This is a genomic window from Mitsuaria chitosanitabida ATCC BAA-476 = NBRC 102408, assembly GCF_001598255.1.
GTDB classification, from domain to species: Bacteria; Pseudomonadota; Gammaproteobacteria; order Burkholderiales; family Burkholderiaceae_C; genus Roseateles; species Roseateles chitosanitabidus.
Genome location: NZ_BCYP01000033.1, coordinates 248,012 through 266,066, shown reverse-complemented (window position 1 = coordinate 266,066; position 18,055 = coordinate 248,012). Strand labels below are relative to the sequence as shown.

12 protein-coding genes and 1 pseudogene are annotated in these 18,055 nt (G+C 69.3%); 5 read left to right on the top strand and 8 right to left on the bottom strand.

The features are described from left to right. Positions 1–350 precede the first annotated feature (350 nt). The 3 genes from MCHT01_RS20550 to MCHT01_RS20540 all read right to left on the bottom strand — a co-directional run bounded on the left by MCHT01_RS20550 (position 351) and on the right by MCHT01_RS20540 (position 7,022). Positions 351–1,109, bottom strand: coding sequence for an OmpA family protein (locus MCHT01_RS20550; protein ID WP_067068028.1), 759 nt, complete (start codon positions 1,107–1,109; stop codon positions 351–353). A gap of 7 nt (positions 1,110–1,116) precedes the next feature. After that, positions 1,117–5,715 (bottom strand): Ig-like domain-containing protein, encoded by a 4,599-nt coding sequence (locus MCHT01_RS27760; RefSeq protein WP_067068026.1) that lies wholly within the window; start codon positions 5,713–5,715, stop codon positions 1,117–1,119. 74 nt (positions 5,716–5,789) lie between these two features. Then, a complete protein-coding gene (locus MCHT01_RS20540; protein WP_169806177.1) occupies positions 5,790–7,022 on the bottom strand; it encodes a MotA/TolQ/ExbB proton channel family protein in 1,233 nt (410 codons plus the stop codon). Between the two features lie 188 nt (positions 7,023–7,210). Here MCHT01_RS20540 and MCHT01_RS20535 point away from each other — a divergent pair, with 188 nt between their 5' ends. Beyond that, positions 7,211–7,663, top strand: coding sequence for a MaoC family dehydratase (locus MCHT01_RS20535; RefSeq protein WP_067068113.1), 453 nt, complete (start codon positions 7,211–7,213; stop codon positions 7,661–7,663). Between the two features lie 439 nt (positions 7,664–8,102). Further along, a complete protein-coding gene (locus MCHT01_RS20530; protein WP_067068023.1) occupies positions 8,103–8,849 on the top strand; it encodes a response regulator in 747 nt (248 codons plus the stop codon). 114 nt (positions 8,850–8,963) lie between these two features. Here MCHT01_RS20530 and MCHT01_RS20525 read toward each other — a convergent pair whose 3' ends face one another. The 4 genes from MCHT01_RS20525 to MCHT01_RS20510 form a co-directional block, all read right to left on the bottom strand. Continuing rightward, a complete protein-coding gene (locus MCHT01_RS20525) occupies positions 8,964–9,839 on the bottom strand; it encodes a segregation and condensation protein A (RefSeq protein ID WP_084453086.1) in 876 nt (291 codons plus the stop codon). Between the two features lie 22 nt (positions 9,840–9,861). After that, positions 9,862–10,065, bottom strand: coding sequence for a DUF3460 family protein (locus MCHT01_RS20520; protein ID WP_067068021.1), 204 nt, complete (start codon positions 10,063–10,065; stop codon positions 9,862–9,864). Between the two features lie 91 nt (positions 10,066–10,156). Then, positions 10,157–12,202, bottom strand: coding sequence for a methionine--tRNA ligase (gene metG, locus MCHT01_RS20515; RefSeq protein WP_067068019.1), 2,046 nt, complete (start codon positions 12,200–12,202; stop codon positions 10,157–10,159). 109 nt (positions 12,203–12,311) lie between these two features. Then, positions 12,312–13,343 (bottom strand): bile acid:sodium symporter family protein, encoded by a 1,032-nt coding sequence (locus tag MCHT01_RS20510; protein ID WP_067068018.1) that lies wholly within the window; start codon positions 13,341–13,343, stop codon positions 12,312–12,314. Between the two features lie 911 nt (positions 13,344–14,254). Between MCHT01_RS20510 and minC the strand changes: the two are divergent. From minC to minE, 3 genes and pseudogenes are all read left to right on the top strand, one after another. Continuing rightward, positions 14,255–15,152 (top strand): annotated as a pseudogene (minC, locus tag MCHT01_RS27995) (septum site-determining protein MinC). A gap of 49 nt (positions 15,153–15,201) precedes the next feature. Beyond that, positions 15,202–16,014, top strand: a complete 813-nt coding sequence (minD, locus tag MCHT01_RS20500; protein WP_067068015.1) for a septum site-determining protein MinD — start codon at positions 15,202–15,204, stop codon at positions 16,012–16,014. 18 nt (positions 16,015–16,032) lie between these two features. After that, positions 16,033–16,296 (top strand): cell division topological specificity factor MinE, encoded by a 264-nt coding sequence (gene minE / locus MCHT01_RS20495; RefSeq protein WP_067068013.1) that lies wholly within the window; start codon positions 16,033–16,035, stop codon positions 16,294–16,296. 163 nt (positions 16,297–16,459) lie between these two features. Here the strand turns inward: minE and MCHT01_RS27860 are convergent, their stop codons facing one another. After that, positions 16,460–18,010 (bottom strand): methyl-accepting chemotaxis protein, encoded by a 1,551-nt coding sequence (locus MCHT01_RS27860; RefSeq protein ID WP_067068011.1) that lies wholly within the window; start codon positions 18,008–18,010, stop codon positions 16,460–16,462. Positions 18,011–18,055 lie beyond the last annotated feature (45 nt).

The following is an 18,055-nucleotide window of genomic DNA, read 5'->3' as shown; positions in this document are numbered from 1 at the left end:
AAGCCGAAGCCGAAGCCGAAGCTGTGCCTGTGCCTGTGCCTGTGCCTGTGCCTGTGGCTGTGGCTGTGGCTGTGGCTGTGGCTGTGGCTGTGACTGTGGCCAGTACCTCGCCCTGCGCACGCAGGGGCGATGGCGTTGCGGACGGGCGCGCGGCCAGTTCGGGAGGCTCGCTGGAGCCCGCCACCTTGCCGGCATGCGCCGAGTCCGCCGAGCCCGTGCCCAGCCGCGGCAACAGGCTGGTCGCCGCGATCGCCATCGCGAAGATGGACACGACGAACAGCAGGTTCAGCACCACGTTGATCAGGGCGTCGACATAGCCCGGCCAGAAGTCCGGGGCATCGCGGGACGAATCAGCGTGCATGGTCAGTCTCCTTGTCGGTGGCGAAGGACGCGAGCGAGACGACGACCACGCGACCGGGAACGTCCCGAGCGGCGGCGGCGGCGGGCAGGACGCGCGGCCGGATGCGGTCCCCCGCAATGCCGGCTGCCATCAACGCGTTGCGCACAGCCATGACCCGCACGAAAGCCGCCCGAGCGCTGCCTGGTGTTCGCGCATCCGTCGTGGCATCGACCGTCAGCGGCCTCTCGCCCAGATCGGCCACCGCGGCGCGCAACGCCGATTGGGTGGCCTCGTCCAGTTGATAAGCCTGGCTGTCGAAGCTGAGCGCGATGCGCCAGGCCGGTGTCGACGCCTCACCCGTGCGTGCCGCGGGTCGGCGGCCCGTGCCGGCGCCCGCGTCAGCCCCAGCACCAGCGCCGGGGTCGGGGTCGGGGTCGGCATCGGCGTCGGGCCCCGCGCCTGAAACGGAGGCGGTGGCCCCGCGAAGCTGGGCCTCGAGGACCGATGCGCCAGGGGCGCCGCCCCGGCCGCCGAGGCCGATCCGGCGATCGCCACCGGTGAGCGACGACGTCACCGCCGACGGCTCCTGCCGCGGACGCAGGCCGTCGGCGATCACCGCGGCCCGCTCCATCACTTCGCCCGTGTGCCCGCCCAGGACGAACAGGTTGGCACCGAGAAACCCGATCAGCAGCAGCAGGGTGATCGCGAGCGCCGCCGTGGCGCCGACGTAGCCGGGCCAGACGTTGGGAGCGGAAGAGGAGGTCTTCATGGCGGCCTCACAGCACGATGCCTTGCGCGATCAGCGCGTTGACGTCGGTGGTCGGCAGCGAGACCCCGGTGAGGAAGATCTGCTGCGTGACCCGGCCCGCGCCGGCACCGTCGATGTCGATGGTGATCAGCGTGCCGATCGCCCCCACGTCCGAGCCGGCGGCGCCGGCCGGCGCCTGGACCCGGTCCAGGATGCGGATCCAGGGCGAGAGATCGGTCTCCGAGCCGGTGCGCCCTTCCAGCAGGCTGAGGATCTGCAGACGGTCCCGATCACCCTCGGTGGTGCCGAAGTCGCGGATGACGTCGACCGCGCCCGACGGGCCGGCATCGTGGCGTTGCCAGACGAAGGTGTCGTTGTCCAGATCGTCGGGCCGGCGCGCCGAGCCACCTCGGCCATACAGCACGTCGTTGCCCGTGCCGCCGATGATCGTGTCGTCGCCCAGACCGCCCATGATCACGTCGTTGCCGGCGCCGCCATCGATGAAGTCGTCGCCCGCGCCCATGCGTTGCGTGAACATGCGGTTCTCGGCGTTCGCGTCGCCCGGCCCGTCCAGCACGGCGGCGCGGGCCGCGTCGATGGCGGTCTTCGCGGTACCGGTGTTGTCGAAGCGGTTCAGCGAGGGGTTGGCCGCGCCCTCGAACTCAGCGCTGTAGTCCGACCCGCTGCCGACCCCCGCGCCCCCGCCGCCGCTGCCGCGGCCGCTGGTCCAGATGCCCGAGAGGCCCGCCTTGACGCCGCCCAGGTTGGTGGCGTCGCCAGTGACCGTGCGGCCGTCGCCCAGTGGGCGCCCGCCCGCACCGGCCCCGACACCGCCCGTTCCCGGCGACCCATTGCCGCCGAACGTGTTGCCGCCGCCACCGCCGCCGCCGCCGTAGCCGCCCGCGCCACCGGCCGCGAGGCCGGTGTCGCCATCGAAGCCGTCGCCGAAGATCACGTCGTCCCCGTCGCCACCATGGAGGATGTCGTCCCCCGCTCCGGCGCTGCCCCCCGCGCCAGTGCCTCCGCCCGCACGGGCGCCGCCACCGCCGCCCGAGCCGTCCCCGAAGATCAGGTCCGCCTGGGCGGTGCCGAGGATCAGGTCGTCACTGCCGCCACCTGCGCCGCCCGAGCCGCCTGGCGCGCCCGACAGCGGCGTGGTCGAGCCGCCGTTGCCCGAGCCGTCCCCGAAGATCACCACCCCCTGCGTGTGCTGGACGGCGAGGTTGAGATAGCGGGTTTCCGTCGCCGCGGTGGCGCTCGGGTGGGCGATCGTGAACTCGGCGTCGGCGAAGGCGCCGCTCGCCTGCAGGGCCGCGGCGGACTGGTTGTAGCGCAGCGTGATGTGACCATCCAGCAGCTCCCGCAAGGTGAAGGCCTCGGCGTCCGCCAGGATCTGGCCGTCCCGGTAGACCGCCAGGTTCACCATCTGCGCGAAGGTGATGGTCACGTCCGCGGGGCTGGCGAAGTCGCCGATGCCCAGGTGGGCCGCGGTCAGACGTTCCCCATAGAGCGAACCGTTGGACAGCAGGCTGTCGTCCGGATCGGAGTCGTTCATCGAGCGAGCTTCCAACTGGAGCACCTGGGGTGCCAGGATGGGGGGGAGGCCCTCGACCACGCGCAGGTCGAAGGTCGTGGACGATCCGAGATTGCCCGCGGTATCTCGCGAGAGCGCGATGAACCTCGGCGAGCCCGGGGAGACGGCGATGTCGAGCGTCGCCAGTCCGGTGGCGTCGAAGACGCCGGTGCCCCGCAGTTCGCTGGCTTCCGTCGTGCCGTTGCCGTTCGCGTCCTCGTACAGCCAGTAGGTCGATCCGGCCTCGCCTCGCAGCTGCAGCTGGATGTCCCGCGCGGCGGTGATGCCGTCGCCCTTGACGCCGGTGTCGCTCGTGGACACGAGCTCGATGCCCGGCGCGACCGGGGCGGTGGCATCGACCGTGAGCGCCATGGCCGAGGACGATTCGCCCTTGCGGCCGTAGGCGTCGATCTGGTAGCCGAGCAGTTGGTGCGCGCCCTCGGCCAGCGTGACCGACACCGTCTGGCTGGTCTCGCCGGCGCGCGGGGGGACGGTGGTCAGGCGCTCGCCCTCGTCCTCGATGCCGTTGCCGTTCCGGTCGTCGAAGAGCACGACGCGCGCATCGGCCTGACCCGAGACCACGATCCGGACGGCCGTGCGCTGGGTCAGTCCGTCGGTGGCGCTGTCGCCGGTGTCGTCCTCGCCGAGCAGGCTGAGCTTGGGCGCGGTGACCGGCTGCGCGGCGATCGCGATCGTGCCGGGGGTCGCGCTGGCCTGGTTGCCCGCCGCGTCGGTCGCGACCGCGCCGATGGCGATCTTGCCGTCGCTCAAGGTCAGTCCGGTCTGCACCGTCTGCCGCGCCTCGGTCTGGCGATAGCGCGCCAGCACGCGGTCGGACGCGTCGTAGCGACCGTTGCCGTTGTCGTCGACGAACAGCGTGACGTCGCTGCCGACCTCGGCGCTCACCTGCAGCGTCGGGCTGCTCTCCAGCGCCAGCGGCGTGCCGTCGCTCGCGGTGGCCCGCAGGCCCGCGAGTCGCACTTGCGGCGTGTCGGTCGTGTTGTCGACCAGCAGGTCCTTGAGGCTAGAGGTCGGGCCGGTGCGTTCATCGCTGTCGGACTGGAACACGCCCAAGGCATGACGGCCCGGATCCAGCGCGACCGAGATCACGCCGGTGGTCCTGCCGTTGCGGATCACCGTCGAGCCGATCTCCTCCCCGAGGTCGACCACGCCGTTGCCATTCAGGTCCTCGAACAGGTGGACGGTGCGCCCCGCCTGGCCGGTGACCTCCAGCCGCAGGGTCGTCTTTTGCGTGACGCGATCCGCCGCGTCGCGGCCGGTGTCGTCCGCGCCGACCAGCGACCAGTCAGCGGCGCCAATGGGGACGCCGATGGTGATGCCGGCGCTCCCTTCCGACGTCGGCAGGTCCTGCGATGCCGCGGTGCCGGCCGCGGTGGCGAATCCGCCACCGTTCGTCGACTTGATGCCCGTCACCCGGATCTCGCCAGGCGCCGCGAAGTCTTCCTTCGCCACCGCGTACTCGAAGACCAGCGCGCCGTCGGACGTCGTGCCGACGAAGCGGGCCAGCACGCTGCGCTCGCCGAGCTGCAGGTCGAGCGTGGTGTCTCCCACCACGCACAGGCGCGCGTCGGCGGCCAGCACGACACGGACCTTGTCGCCGGCCCCCAGCGCGTCCTGCTTCGCCGCGCCCTGCGCGTCGACCGCGCTGAGGCTGACGTCGGTCAGGCGAGGTGCGGCGCTCGGGGCAAGCCCGAAGGCCTTGTTCATGAAGGCGAGCGTGGTGGCCGAGCGGTCGTTGGCGGACAAGGCGTTGAAGGCTTGCGTCAGCCGATCCGCGAGCACCGCGCCGTCGTCCGCCGTCGCTTTCCAGGTCGGAGCGCTCCCCGACCGGTCGATGAAGGGCGCCAGCAGGGCCAGCGCGCCACTGTCGCCGGGCGAGCCCGCGACGGTGTCCAGGCCTGACAGCAGCGCCAGCACACGACCGTAGTCGTTGGCCGAGGTCTTGCCTCCGTTGGCGTCGATGGTGGCCTGAGGAGTCAGCTGGGTCAGGTCCGTGTCGCCCAGCCCGAGCAGCTTGGCGAGCGCGACGTTGGCGCTGGTCAGCGCGGCGGGAGCCGGCAACTTGCCGTCGGCCAGGTTCAGGCCTTGCACGACGAGCTCGGTGAGCGGGGTGATGTTCGCCTTGAGCAGGGTCTCGCTGTCGCGCGAGACGACGGCGCGCCACTGGGTGCCGAGGTTGACCGGCGCGCCGGTGGCCTCGTCGCGGTAGTCGGGCGCCGTGCCGTCGCTGTTGACGGAGACCAGCAGGGCGCCACGGTAGGCGCCCGGCATCCCGGTGATCTGGTAGCGGCCGTTGCCGTCCACCAGGCCCGAGCCGAGCAGCCGGCCGGCGTCGTCGCGCACTTCCACGCGCAGGTCGTTGCCCGTCACCACCGGCCCGCCGGTGATCGAGCCGAACAGGGTGAAGGCCGCCGGCGGCTCCGTCGCCGGGGCCGGGGCCGGTGCGGGGGCTGGCGCGGGCGTCGGGGTCGTCGTCCCGCTGGACGACGCCGGCGAGACCGAGGCCGCGCTGCCGCCCGAGCCCTTGCCGGCGGCGGCGATCGCGACACCACCGAATGCGCCCGCCAGCGAGGCCCAGGGCGTCCATTGCTCGGCCCAGGACTTGGTGGCCGGCGCGGCCGCGGCGTGCGCGCCGGTCGGCGCCGCCGATTCAGCGCCCGTCGCCGAGTCGGCGACACCGGCTCGGGCGGTCGAGCCCTTCAACCACAGCGGATCGTCCTGGCGGGCGGGCGTGCTGACCGCCACCGACGACAGGTCGCCGATCTCCATGCGGCCGGCCTGGCGGAGCAGGGCGCTGCCGGCGACCTCGCTGTCGTCGAACTGCAGGACGAAGGCCGGATCGGTCATCGAGCGGATCGCGCCGTCGGGCACCACGGCGGTCTCGCCGGTGTCCATCGTGAGGACCAGATCGGTATCCAGGACGCGGATCTCGCGGACCTTGGACAGCTGGGCCGAGATCTTGGTGGCGGAGGGGCGCTTGCCGGTCGGTGCGGCGGACGCGGGCACGGACGGGGTGGAGGTGGACGAACTCATGACGGATCCAGGGATGAAAGAGAAGAGGGAGGCGACGGTCGACCGGGCGGTGCGAAGCGCGCCGCCGGCTCGGATCAGGCGCGGGCGGGCAGACCGGCGTCCAGGAGGACGGTGCGCAGTCGGCCGGAGATGTCGTCGAACGCGTCGCGGCAGTCCTGCAGCGATTGCTGGAGCGCGGCGTCGCGGTGATCACGGCGCGCGGCGGCAGCCTGGTCGGCTTCCTGGGACAGCACGCCCAGTTCGACCAGGCGTTGGCTCGCCTGCTGCTGGGACTGCAGGGCATGGACCAGCTCGCGCGAACCGGATTCCTGCAGGCTGCAGAGCCGGGCCATCAGCTCGCGCAGTTGCGCGCCCTGATCCAGGAAGACCGGCGCGCGATCGAGGGCGGCGGCCACGATCGCCGCCAGACGCGCGATCGAGGACTCGAGCTGGGCGATGGGCGCGAGCGCCTCGTCCAGCGCGCGGGCCTGGGCGTCGCGCAGCAGCTCGATGCCGCCCAGGACGGCCTGCCAGCGGGCGTGCTCGGCCTCGGACTCGCCGGGCAGGCGAGGCAGGGCCAGGGCGCCGCGGGCATCGCGGTCGAAGGCATCGATCAGCACGTCGTGGATCTGGCCCGCGACGCGATGACGGGTCTTCTGCACGGCCACCAGCGTCAGCCCCAGCAGCAGCGAGCCCAGCAGACCGTAGAGCGAGGCGATGAAGGCGGTGCCCATGCTTTTCATCGGCGCCTGCAGCTTGACCATCATCCCGCCCAGCATCGCGGCGGGGTCCGAGCCGCTGCCCGCGGTCATCCCGGTGAACAGCTGCGCCAGTTCGTTCAGGGCGCCGAGCAGGCCGATGAAGGTGCCGACCAGGCCCAGGCCCACGAGCGCGCCGGCGATGAAGCCAGGGAAAGCCAGGCGCTCGCCGTAGGTCCGTTCGCCGGCATGCAGGCGGCGCTCCAGCTCGCGACGGTCGTCGTCCGAGGAGCGACGGTCGCGCTTGGCGACCAGCGCATAGGCGTCGAGGAAGGGTGAACCGCGGTGGACGGCGCGCAGGGCGGACTCGAACGCCGGCGTGTCGAGGCGATCCCAGGCCTGGGCGCTGCGCTCGTCGCGATGGAGCTGGAACAGCACCGCCCACGCGCCGAGCACCGCGATGAGCAGGGTGCCGAAGATGACGTAGACGAGAGCCGGGTGCGGCGTGGACTGTATGGAATCGACGACGGCGCGGCCGAAGAAGAGCGCGCCACCGGCGGTGGTGAGGAGGACAGGGCAGGCGGCCAGGATCCAGTCGCGGGCCGGCGTGAATCGGTGTCGGAGTTGCATGGTCGTGAGGCGGTTGTGCTCGATGAGGCCGCGATTCTGGAAGTCCGTCTCCGCGCCTTGAATTGCCTCTTCTGACCAACCCATCTGCTTCAACTAGCAAGATCGAAGCGGTCTCTGACCTCTACGCGACAGCGCACCTCGCGGACCCTGTTGCACCATCGAGTCGCTCAACTGCCAACAAATGCATGATGCGGATCTTTGAACGACTGGAAGAACTCGAATCGCTGATCGGCCAGGAGATCGGCGTGTCCGACTGGATTGCCGTGGAGCAGCCCCGCATCCAGGCCTTCGCGGATGCGACCGAGGATCAGCAATGGATCCACACCGACCCCGCGCGCGCCGCGGCGGGGCCGTTCGGCGCGACGATCGCGCACGGCTTCCTGACCTTGAGCCTGCTGCCGCGCTTCTATCAAACGGCCTTCCGGGTCGAGGAAGTCCGCATGGGCCTGAACTACGGCCTGGACCGGGTGCGTTTCCCGGCGCCGGTGCCGGTGGGCAGCAAGCTGCGGGGGCGTTTCGTGCTCAGGAAACTGGAGGCCATCGACGGCGGCGTCCAGATGATGGTGGAGGTCACCGTCGAGCGAGAGGGCGGCAGCAAGCCGGTCTGCGTCGCCGAATCGCTGACGCGTCAGATGCGCTGAACACGCGCGGCGTGTCCGGTGTCTTGGGCGGATCCGGTCGGCAGACCCGGTCCGCGCGCCGATGCCTTGTCCCTGTTTCACCGTTCAGCCCGCCGCCAAGGCGGACCCAACGGTGAAGGTCTCTGTGCGATTCGCGCGACGTCGTATCCGTGCGGCCATCGCGCGGTGGTGTCATTTTCATCATTCGGCTTACCGGATTTATCGGCTGCAACACTCGGTAGAAGGCGGTCACGAGGGGATACCCGTGTGTGCGAAATTCCGTTGTAAAGATCGCTAATAGAACTTTCCAACGGTAGCGATGCCACCGTAAGGGGGAGTGCCGGTGCCGGGTCGCCCGCCTATGATCGGCGCCTTCCCTCTGGAGACTTGCCGAGGGACGCATCTGGAGGCGGTCCGACAGGGGCCGCCGGAAGTCCGAACAAACGAAGGAGACACACGCGTGAGGGTTTTGCTGATCGATGATCACCCCTTGATCCTGGCCGCGTTGCAGACCGTCATTCAGGGTCTGGGCGACGACGTGCAGGTGCTGGGTGCCGACAGCGCGGCTCAGGCGCGTGACACGCTGAAGTCGCGTCAGGATTTCGATCTGGTGCTGCTGGATCTGAACCTGGGCGATGCCAGCGGGTTCGACGTGCTGGAAGAGTTCCGTGCCCAATATCCGTCCCTGCCCGTGGTGGTCATCTCGGCCTCCGACCGCGCCAGCGACGTCATCCGCGCGATCGACCAGGGCGCGATGGGCTTCATCCCCAAGCGCACCAGCAATGAAGTGCTGGCGCAGGCCCTGAAGCTGGTGATGTCGGGCGGCATCTACGTGCCGCCGATGTCGCTGGGCTCGGAGCCCCCGATGGAGTCGCAGCCCATTCCGCTGTCGGACGGCCCGGGCCACTCGGTCGGGACCAAGCTGCAGCAGGTGCATGCGCTGGCCAGCCAGGCGGGCTACCAGACCACCGCCGGCCTCGAGAGCCTGCAGCTGACGCCCCGCCAGACCGACGTGCTCGCGCTGCTGCTGCAGGGCAAGCCCAACAAGATCATCGCCCGCGAGCTGGGCGTCTCGGTCGAGACCATCAAGGACCACGTGGCCGCCGTGCTGAAGGCGCTGGGCGTGAGCTCCCGGACCCAGGCCGTGCTGGCCGTGGGCCAGATGGTGCAACGGCAACCGAACGCCGCGTTCACAACCTTCCGCTGATCGCCGCGCGGGCCCGGCGCCCGGTCGAACGAAACGACCTCCCGAGTGGAGGTCGTTCTGCTTTTGGGGGGCGCCTGCGGAGGCTGGGGCGGTGATCCGGCGGCCGCGCGAGGGTCAGCTCGGGGAGTAGGCCAGCCGCACGTAGATCGGCGCGAAGGCTTCGGCCTGGGTGATCTCCACCAGGCGTTCGCGCGACAGCTCCAGCATCGCGATGAAGGACACCACGAGCACCTGCGGTCCGCGGTCCAGCTCGAACAGGTCCTCGAACTCCACGAAACGCTGACCCTGCAGCTTGCGCAGCAGGTGGCTCATGTACTCGCGCACCGACAGCTGCTCGCGCGAGATCTTGTGGTGCTGGTTGAGCTTGGCCCGGCGCATCAGATCGGCCCAGGCGGCGCGCAGGTCGTCGACGTGGACGTCCGGCAGGCGAGGGGCCAGCGATTGCTCGATGTGGATCTGCACCCGCAGGAAGTCGCGGCCCAGCACCGGCATCTGATCGAGCCTGACGGCAGCCTGCTTCATCTGCTCGTACTCGAGCAGACGTCGGACCAGCTCGGCGCGCGGGTCCTCGGGTTCCGCGCCGTCCTCGGACTTCTTGGGCGGCAGCAGCATCCGCGACTTGATCTCGATCAGCATCGCCGCCATCAGCAGGTACTCGCTCGCGAGTTCGAGGTTGTGCTTGCGCAGCTGCTCGACGTAGCTGAGGTACTGGCGCGTGACGTCGGCCAGCGGGATGTCGAGGATGTTGAAGTTCTGCTTGCGGATCAGGTACAGCAGCAGGTCCAGCGGCCCCTGGAAGGCGTCCAGGAAGACCTCCAGCGCATCCGGCGGGATGTACAGGTCCTGCGGGAGCGCGAACAGCGGCTCCCCGTACAGCCGCGCCACCGCGACGTTGTCGACGGTTTCGGGCGTGGAAGCGCCGCCGCCCTGATCCGCCGGGGTCTCCGGCAGCGTCAGGGCGGTGTCTGGCTTGTCGTCGGCGTTGCTCATCGCTCCGCGGCGACGCGCGTCGTCACTCGGACTTCGTCTGGTAGACGTAGGCCTGCTGCGGCACGCGGGCGTCGTTGTAGCCGGCTTGCGCCTGGCGGTCCTGCTCGCGGTCCCACAGCAAGGCGCGGCCGGCGCGCTGCTCGGCTTCCAGCGTGGGCTTCTTGGCCTTCAGCTCGTCGATGAAGTTGGTGATCTCGGACTTGTAGGGCTTCCAGAACAGCGGCATGGTCGTCTCGTGATGTCGTGAAGACAGGATTCGTTCAAAACTGGGGCGGATTCTAGGCGGTCGCCTCGGCCGCCCCCGTGGGGGCTCGTGATCAGCGCACGCGCATGCCCGGCTGCGCGCCGGGGAAGGGTTCCAGCACGAAGATGCCGGGGTGGGCCTTCTCGTCCGCGTGGCTGGCGGCCAGCACCATGCCCTCGGACACGCCGAACTTCATCTTGCGCGGCGCCAGGTTGGCCACCATCACCGTCAGCTTGCCTTCCAGCTGCTCGGGCTGATAGGCGCTGCGGATGCCGCTGAACACGTTGCGCAGCCGGCCTTCGCCAGCGTCCAGCGTCAGGCGCAGCAGCTTGTCGGAGCCTTCCACCAGTTCGGCCTTCACGATCTTGGCGATGCGCAGGTCGACCTTGGAGAAGTCGTCGATCTTGATTTCCGGAGCGAGCTCCTCGCCGCCGGGGATGACCTTGGGCGGGGCGGGCGGCTCGAACAGCGCCTCCAGCAGCTTGGGATCGACGCGCTGCATCAGGTGCTCGTAGCCGCCGATCTTGTGGCCGCCCAGCGCGCGGTCCGCGTCGTCGAAGCTCATCGGGGCGACCTGCAGGAAGGTCTCAACCTGGGCCACCAGCGCGGGGAGCACCGGCTTCAGGTAGATGGACAGCAGGCGGAAGGCCTCAATGCAGACGGTGCACACATCCTGCAGCACCTGATCCTTGCCCTCGAGCTTGGCCAGCTCCCAGGGCTTGTTCTGGTCGACGTACTCGTTGACGCGGTCGGCCAGCAACATGATCTCGCGCAGCGCCTTGCCGAACTCGCGGGTCTCGTAGAGCTCGACGATCGTCGCCTTGTGGGCGCGCAGCGCGTCCAGCAGCGTCCGGCCCTCGACGCCGACGTCCGACGACAGCTGGCCGCCGAAGCGCTTGGCCAGGAAGCCCGCGGCGCGGCTGGCGATGTTGATGTACTTGCCGACCAGGTCGGAATTGACGCGGGCGACGAAGTCGTCCGGGTTGAAATCCACGTCCTCGACCTTGCCGTTGAGCTTGGCGGCCAGGTAGTAGCGCAGCCACTCGGGGTTCATGCCCAGGGCCAGGTACTTCATCGGATCCAGGCCGGTGCCGCGGCTCTTGGACATCTTCTCGCCGCCGTTGACGGTCAGGAAGCCGTGCACGAACACGTGGTTGGGCGTCTTGCGGCCGCTGAACTGCAGCATCGCGGGCCAGAACAGCGTGTGGAAGTAGGTGATGTCCTTGCCGATGAAATGGATCTGCTCGGTGGACGGGTCCTTCACGAACGCGTCGAAGTCACGGCCGGTCTTGCCGAAGTAGTTCTTCAGCGAGGCCAGATAGCCGATGGGGGCGTCCAGCCAGACGTAGAAGTACTTGCCCGGCGCGTCGGGGATCTCGATGCCGAAGTAGGGGGCGTCACGGCTGATGTCCCAGTCGCCCAGGCCGCCGTTGCCGTCCTCGTCCTTGGTGAACCACTCCTTGATCTTGTTGAGCACCTCGGGTTGCAGCCGGCCGGGCGTCTGCGTCCATTGCTCGAGGAACTCCACGCAGCGCGGATCGGACAGCTTGAAGAAGTAGTGCTCGGAGCTCTTCATCACCGGCGTGGCGCCGGTCAGCACGGAGAAGGGGTTCTTCAGCTCGGTGGGCGTGTAGACCGCGCCGCAGACCTCGCAGGAATCGCCGTACTGATCCTTGGCGCCGCACTTCGGGCACTCGCCCTTGATGAAGCGGTCGGGCAGGAACATCGACTTCTGCGGATCGAAGAACTGCTCGATGGTCTTGACCGAGATCAGCTCGTTCGCGCGCAGCGCGCGGTAGATCTCCTTGGACAGCTCGTGGTTCTCGGCGCCGTCGGTCGAGTGCCAGTTGTCGAAGCTGATGTGGAAGCCGTCCAGGTACTGCTTGCGGCCCGACGCGATGTCGGACACGAACTGCTGCGGTGTCTTCCCGGCCTTCTCGGCCGCGATCATGATCGGGGCGCCGTGGGCGTCGTCGGCGCAGACGAAATGCACTTCGCTGCCCATCATCCGCTGGAAGCGCACCCAGATGTCGGCCTGGGTGTACTCCATGATGTGGCCAATGTGGAAGTTCGCATTGGCGTACGGGAGGGCGGTGGTGACGAAGAGCTTGCGTGTCATGGCGCGATAAGAGCCTGGCGAAAGGCTGCCGGTGCGTGCAGCGGTCCCGCGGCGCCGGCGTCCCGCGCGGGGACCCCGGCGACGGCGGAGGAACCGGCGATTTTAGGCGTCAGACGGACGCGCCGTTGGCGTTCTGCGCCCGGGGCGCGTCGACGGGCGCCGCGACCTGCAGCCGCGCGGCGTAGCGCTGGGCCAGCCAGGAGCACAGGATCAGCTGCAGCTGGTGATAGAACATGATGGGCAGCACGATCACGCCCACCGCCGGATGGGCCCCGAACAGCAGCTTGGCCATGGGCACGCCCGAGGCCAGCGTCTTCTTGGAGCCGCAGAACACCGCGGCGATCTCGTCCTCCACCGACAGCCCCATCGCGCGCGCCGCCAGGCGGCTCAGCACGATGACCACGGCCAGGAAGAAGGCGGCGCCCAGGGCGGCCTTGATCAGCAGCTCGGCGCCGTGGTCGCGCCACAGGCCCGAGGCGACCGAGTCGCTGAAGGCCGACAGCACCAGCAGCACGATGACCCAGCGGTCCACCAGCGCGATGCGCGCCTTGTGCCGCGCGTAGAAGCCCGCCAGCCAGGGGCGCAGCAACTGGCCGGCCACCAGGGGCAGGAGCAGCAGCTCGGTCAGCTTCCAGACCGCCTCGCCGAAGGGCAGGGTGGCGCCGTTGGCGCCCGACATCAGCGCCACCAGCGCCGGCGTCAGGACGATGCCGAGCAGGCTGGACGCGCTGGCGTTGAAGATCGCGGCCGGCACGTTGCCCTTGGCCAGCACCGTCATCGCGACGGAGGAGGAGATGGTGGAGGGCAGCGCGCACAGGTAGGCGAAGCCCAGCGCCAGGTCCTGCGGCAGCCAGCGTCCGAACAGCGCGGTGAAGCCCCACCACAGCAGCGGGAAGAGCACGAAGGTGCTGAGCTGCACCAGCACGTGGACGCGCCACTTGAGCGCGCCATCCTTGAGCGCCGCGGCGGACAGGCCCAGGCCGGTCAGGAAGAACACCAGCGCCACGCCCCAGTTGCTCACCGCCTGCAGTTGAAGCAGGCCGCCGCTGCGGCCCAGCTCCGGCCAGACGCTGGCCAGGCAGACCGCGCCGACCAGCGCCAGCAGAAACCATTCCTTCCGGATCCTGGAGAGCACGCCCATCGTTTCGCCTTTCGTGCGATCGACCAGGAGGCTCGCGCCGCCCGGTGGCGGGCCCGCCCCGCGCGTCGCGATCAAATGAGGGACTCTAGCGGGATCACCCCTTGCCCACCTGTCCCACGGCTTGCGGTCAGGGCATTGCTGCCGTCTTGCGAACGCTCTCCGCCCCCGGATGTCGGATTCGTGACCTTCGCCGGTGCATTCATGACGGCATTCGCCCCGGCGGCGCCCCCTCCGCACACCGGTCCGTGACCGGACTTGTAACGGTTCCGCCCCCTGTCGCGGGTCTCCGACACCCCCGGGAGGGCGTGAAAGGCGGGGGCCGACCTCGTCCGCCGGTTCAAGGGTGGGCGCTAAATCCTTGATTTCAAAGACCCTTGGAAACCATCCACAGAGGCTGTGGATAACTGTGTGGGAAACCTGCCCACGACCGCTCTAAGCCCTTGATTGCGCGACCCCTGAAGTTCCGTGCCACTTTTCCGGGCAAGGAAAATCTCGCCATACGAATCAATCACTTAGCGCGGTCTCGGGAAAACCAGCAGCTGCGATGCAGCATGTCGGGGCGGGGCAGGGGGAGATCGGCCCGATGGGGATAAGTCAAGCCCCGGATCCACGATTTTTAGGTTGACAGCGCGGGCCTGACCCTGGAAGAGGCGACCCGCTGGCGGACTCTCGCCTCCCCCGTCCGGCGGAACTGTCCCCCGCGCCTGTGGACAAGGATGTGTGTCACCTGGCGACGGCGATCGCAAGTGCTTGTCACCACCGGTATTTCGGTGGTTTGCCCTAATTTGTGGCAGTGGCGCGACCGACCCATGACAGCCGCGGCCGCGACACCACCAGGAAGGCCCCTAAAAGGAGGCCTCGCGGGGACCGATAGAATTCGCGCCTTTGCAATCGCATTCCCCATTTCTTTCATGACGCAGGCAGCGGCGGGTAGCAAGTCTCCGGACCTTTTTGAACTGAAGAGCGCTTCCCTGAGCCTGCTCTCCTGCGTCCTTCGGACGGCCGATCCGGCCGCCCTGGACCGCGAGCTCGCGACCAGGCTGGGCGAGACGCCGGACGCCTTCCATCACGATCCGCTGCTCATCGACCTGAGCCAGTTGCCTCCTCCCGAACCCGGCATCGCCGCCGAGCCGGCGAGCGCCGCGGTGGAAGCCGTGGCCGCCGCGGACGGCCAGGGCGAGCTGAGCCTCGAATCGGCATCCCCCGTCGAGATCCCCGACACCGCCGCGTCGCTCCCCCCCGGTCGCCCGCGTGGACCTGGCCGCGCTGCTGCCGCTGCTGCGCCGTCACCGGCTGCAGCCGGTGGGCGTGATCGGCGCCAACGCCGCCGAGCTGGCGCAGGCCGCCGAGCTCGGCCTGGCCGAGGCCCCGGACGAGCCGGTCCGCGCCGAGCCGCGCGTCGAGAAGGTCGTCCAGCAGGTCATCAAGGAAGTCGTCGTCGAGCGCCCGGTCGAGGTGCCGGTGGCGGCGGAAGCCAAGACGGTCTACGTCGACAAGCCGCTGCGCTCCGGCCAGCAGGTCTACGCCAAGGGCGCCGACCTGGTCGTGCTGGCGGCGGTGAACCACGGCGCCGAGGTGCTCGCCGACGGCAACATCCACGTCTACGCGCCGCTGCGCGGCAAGGCCATCGCCGGCGCGCGGGGCAACACGTCGGCGCGCATCTTCGCGCAGGTGCTGGAGGCGGAACTCATCGCCATCGCCGGCATCTACCGCACCAGTGAGAACCCGCTGCCGGACAACGTCCGGGGCAAGGCCGCGCAGGTCCGCCTGGACGGCGAGAAGCTGCTGATGGAGCCGCTGGGCATTTGAGGCCCGCGGACCATCCCTACCAGACACATTGAAAGAAGGACCTCGACCCATGACCAAGATCGTTGTGGTGACCTCCGGCAAGGGCGGCGTGGGCAAGACCACGACCAGCGCCAGCTTTGCCACCGGCCTCGCGATGCGCGGCTACAAGACCGCCGTCATCGACTTCGACGTCGGCCTGCGCAACCTGGACCTGATCATGGGTTGCGAGCGCCGCGTCGTGTACGACCTGATCAACGTCATCAACGACGAGGTCAAGCTGGGCCAGGCGCTGATCAAGGACAAGCAGCTGGACAAGCTGTACATCCTGGCCGCCTCGCAGACGCGCGACAAGGACGCGCTGAAGCAGGAGGGCGTCGAGCGCGTGCTGGACGAGCTCAAGTCCATGGAGTTCGACTACATCGTCTGCGATTCCCCCGCCGGCATCGAGACGGGCGCGCTGATGGCCATGCACTACGCCGACGAGGCGCTGGTGGTGACCAACCCCGAGGTCTCCTCGGTGCGCGACAGCGATCGCATCCTGGGCATGCTCAACAGCAAGACCAAGCGCGCGATCGAGGGCAAGGAGCCGGTCAAGGAGCATCTGCTCATCACCCGCTACAACCCCAACCGCGTCGAGGGCGGCCAGATGCTGTCGCTGGAGGACATCCACGAGATCCTGCGCACGCCGCTGATCGGCGTGATCCCCGAGAGCGAGAGCGTGCTGCAGGCCTCCAACCAGGGCCTGCCGGCGATCCACCTCAAGGGCACGGATGTTGCCGAGGCCTACACGGACGTCGTCGCCCGCTTCCTGGGCGAGGACAAGCCGATGCGTTTCGTCGAGGCCGTCAAGCCGGGCTTCTTCAAGCGCCTGTTCAGCCGCTGATAGAAAGAGGGAGACCCCATGGGATTCATGTCCTTCTTCCTGGGCGAGAAGAAAAGCACCGCGAGCGTCGCCAAGGAGCGTCTGCAGCTGATCCTCGCCCATGAACGCAATGGCCGGAGCACGAGCCCGGACTACCTGCCGCAACTGCAGCGCGAGCTGCTGGCGGTGATCTCCAAGTACGTGTCGATCAATCCCGACGACATCAAGGTGCACATGGAGCGGCAGGACGACCTCGAGGTGCTCGAGGTCAAGATCGAGCTGCCGGAGATCCGCAAGGCCTGACCCCGGGCCACGCAAGACCTGTCCCCCAATGACAAGCGCGGCCCTGGGCCGCGCTGGGGGAGGGCACCTTCCGGAGGCCGCGCAAACGGGGTGCCCCCGAGGGTTCGCGATGCCTGCGAGGAGGCGGTGCCCGGCTTGCGCAGCCGGGCGACCTCCCCGGTGGTCAGAGCCGGAAGCTCGCCACCGCGTCGACCAACTGAGCCGACTGGTCCTTGAGCGACTCGGCCGCCGCGGCCGATTCCTCGACCAGCGCCGCGTTCTGCTGCGTCATCTGATCGAGCTGCCGCACCGCCTGGCCGATCTCGCCCAGCGTCAGCGACTGCGCGGCGCTGGAGGCCGAGATCTCGCCGATGATGCGCGTCACGCGCTCCACGCTGGAGACGATCTCGCGCATCGTCGCGCCCGTTTCGCCGACCAGGCGCGAGCCGCCGTCCACGCGCTCGACCGAGGCCGAAATCAGCGTCTTGATCTCCTTGGCCGCCTCGGCGCTGCGCTGCGCCAGCGAGCGCACTTCGCCCGCCACCACCGCGAAGCCGCGGCCCTGCTCACCGGCCCGCGCGGCTTCCACCGCGGCGTTCAGCGCCAGGATGTTGGTCTGGAAGGCGATGCCGTCGATCACGCCGATGATGTCGGCGATCTTGTTGGACGACTGCTGGATCTCGTTCATCGTCGAGACCACCTGATCCACCATCGCGCCGCCGCGGCCGGCGACCTGCGAGGCGGTCTGCGCCAGCGTGTCGGCCTCGCGCGCGGAATCGGCGTTCAGCTTCACGCCCTCGGCCAGCGTGGCCATCGCGGCGCCGGTTTCCTCCAGGCTGCTCGCGGCCTGCTCGGTGCGGTTGGACAGGTCGGCGTTGCCGGTGGCGATCTCGGTCGACGCGTGGCGGACCTGATCGGCGGCGGTGCGCACGCCCGAGATGGTCGTCGCCAGCTTGGCCTGCATCTCGCGCAGCGAGCGGCGCAGCGCGGCGACCTCGTCGCCGCCGGTGCCGGCGACCTCACCGGAGTCGCGTCGGCTCAGGTCGCCGTCGGCGATGGCCTGGCTGAGGGCTTGAGCGTGCGACAGCGGCTCGGTCACCGAGCGCGTGATCACCAGCGCGATGCCCACGCCCAGCGCGATGGCCACGACCATCAGACCGATGACCAGCGTGCGGGTGCTCTCGGCCTCGGCCTGCGCCTCGGTGCGCGCGGTCTGCAGCAGATCGCGGGTGTGCTCGGCGAAGCGGTCGATGGCGGCGAGGTAGTCGTTCATCGCCGGTATCAGCTGCTTGGCGGCCAGCGGCTTGACGTCCTCGCCGGCGGACTTGGCCTTGAGCACGATCTCGCGGGCGTCCTGGTACTTCTTGCGGGCCGCGCCGATCTCGTCGATCAGCTTGGCGCCCTCGGGCTCCTTGATGCTGTCGTCGAGCTCCTTCTGGATCGCGTCGATGCGGGCCGACAGCTCCTTGGAGCGCGAGGTGAAGGCCTTCACGAAGTTCTCGTCGTCGACCACCATCTGCACGATGCGGCGCTGGATGTTGCCCTCGGTCAGACCGGCCCACTGGCGCGACAGCTCCAGCGTGCGCATGTCCACGTCGACCAGGTGCTCGATGCGCTGATGCAGCATCGACACGCGGACCACGCCCACCGCCGAGGCCACCGCCATCAGCACGATCACCAGCGCGAAGCCCGCCAGCACGCGGCTACGCAGCCGCCATTGATTCAGATTCAGCATCTCGACGTCCTTCTTGTCCTTCTCGTCCTCGGGGGAGCTCGCATG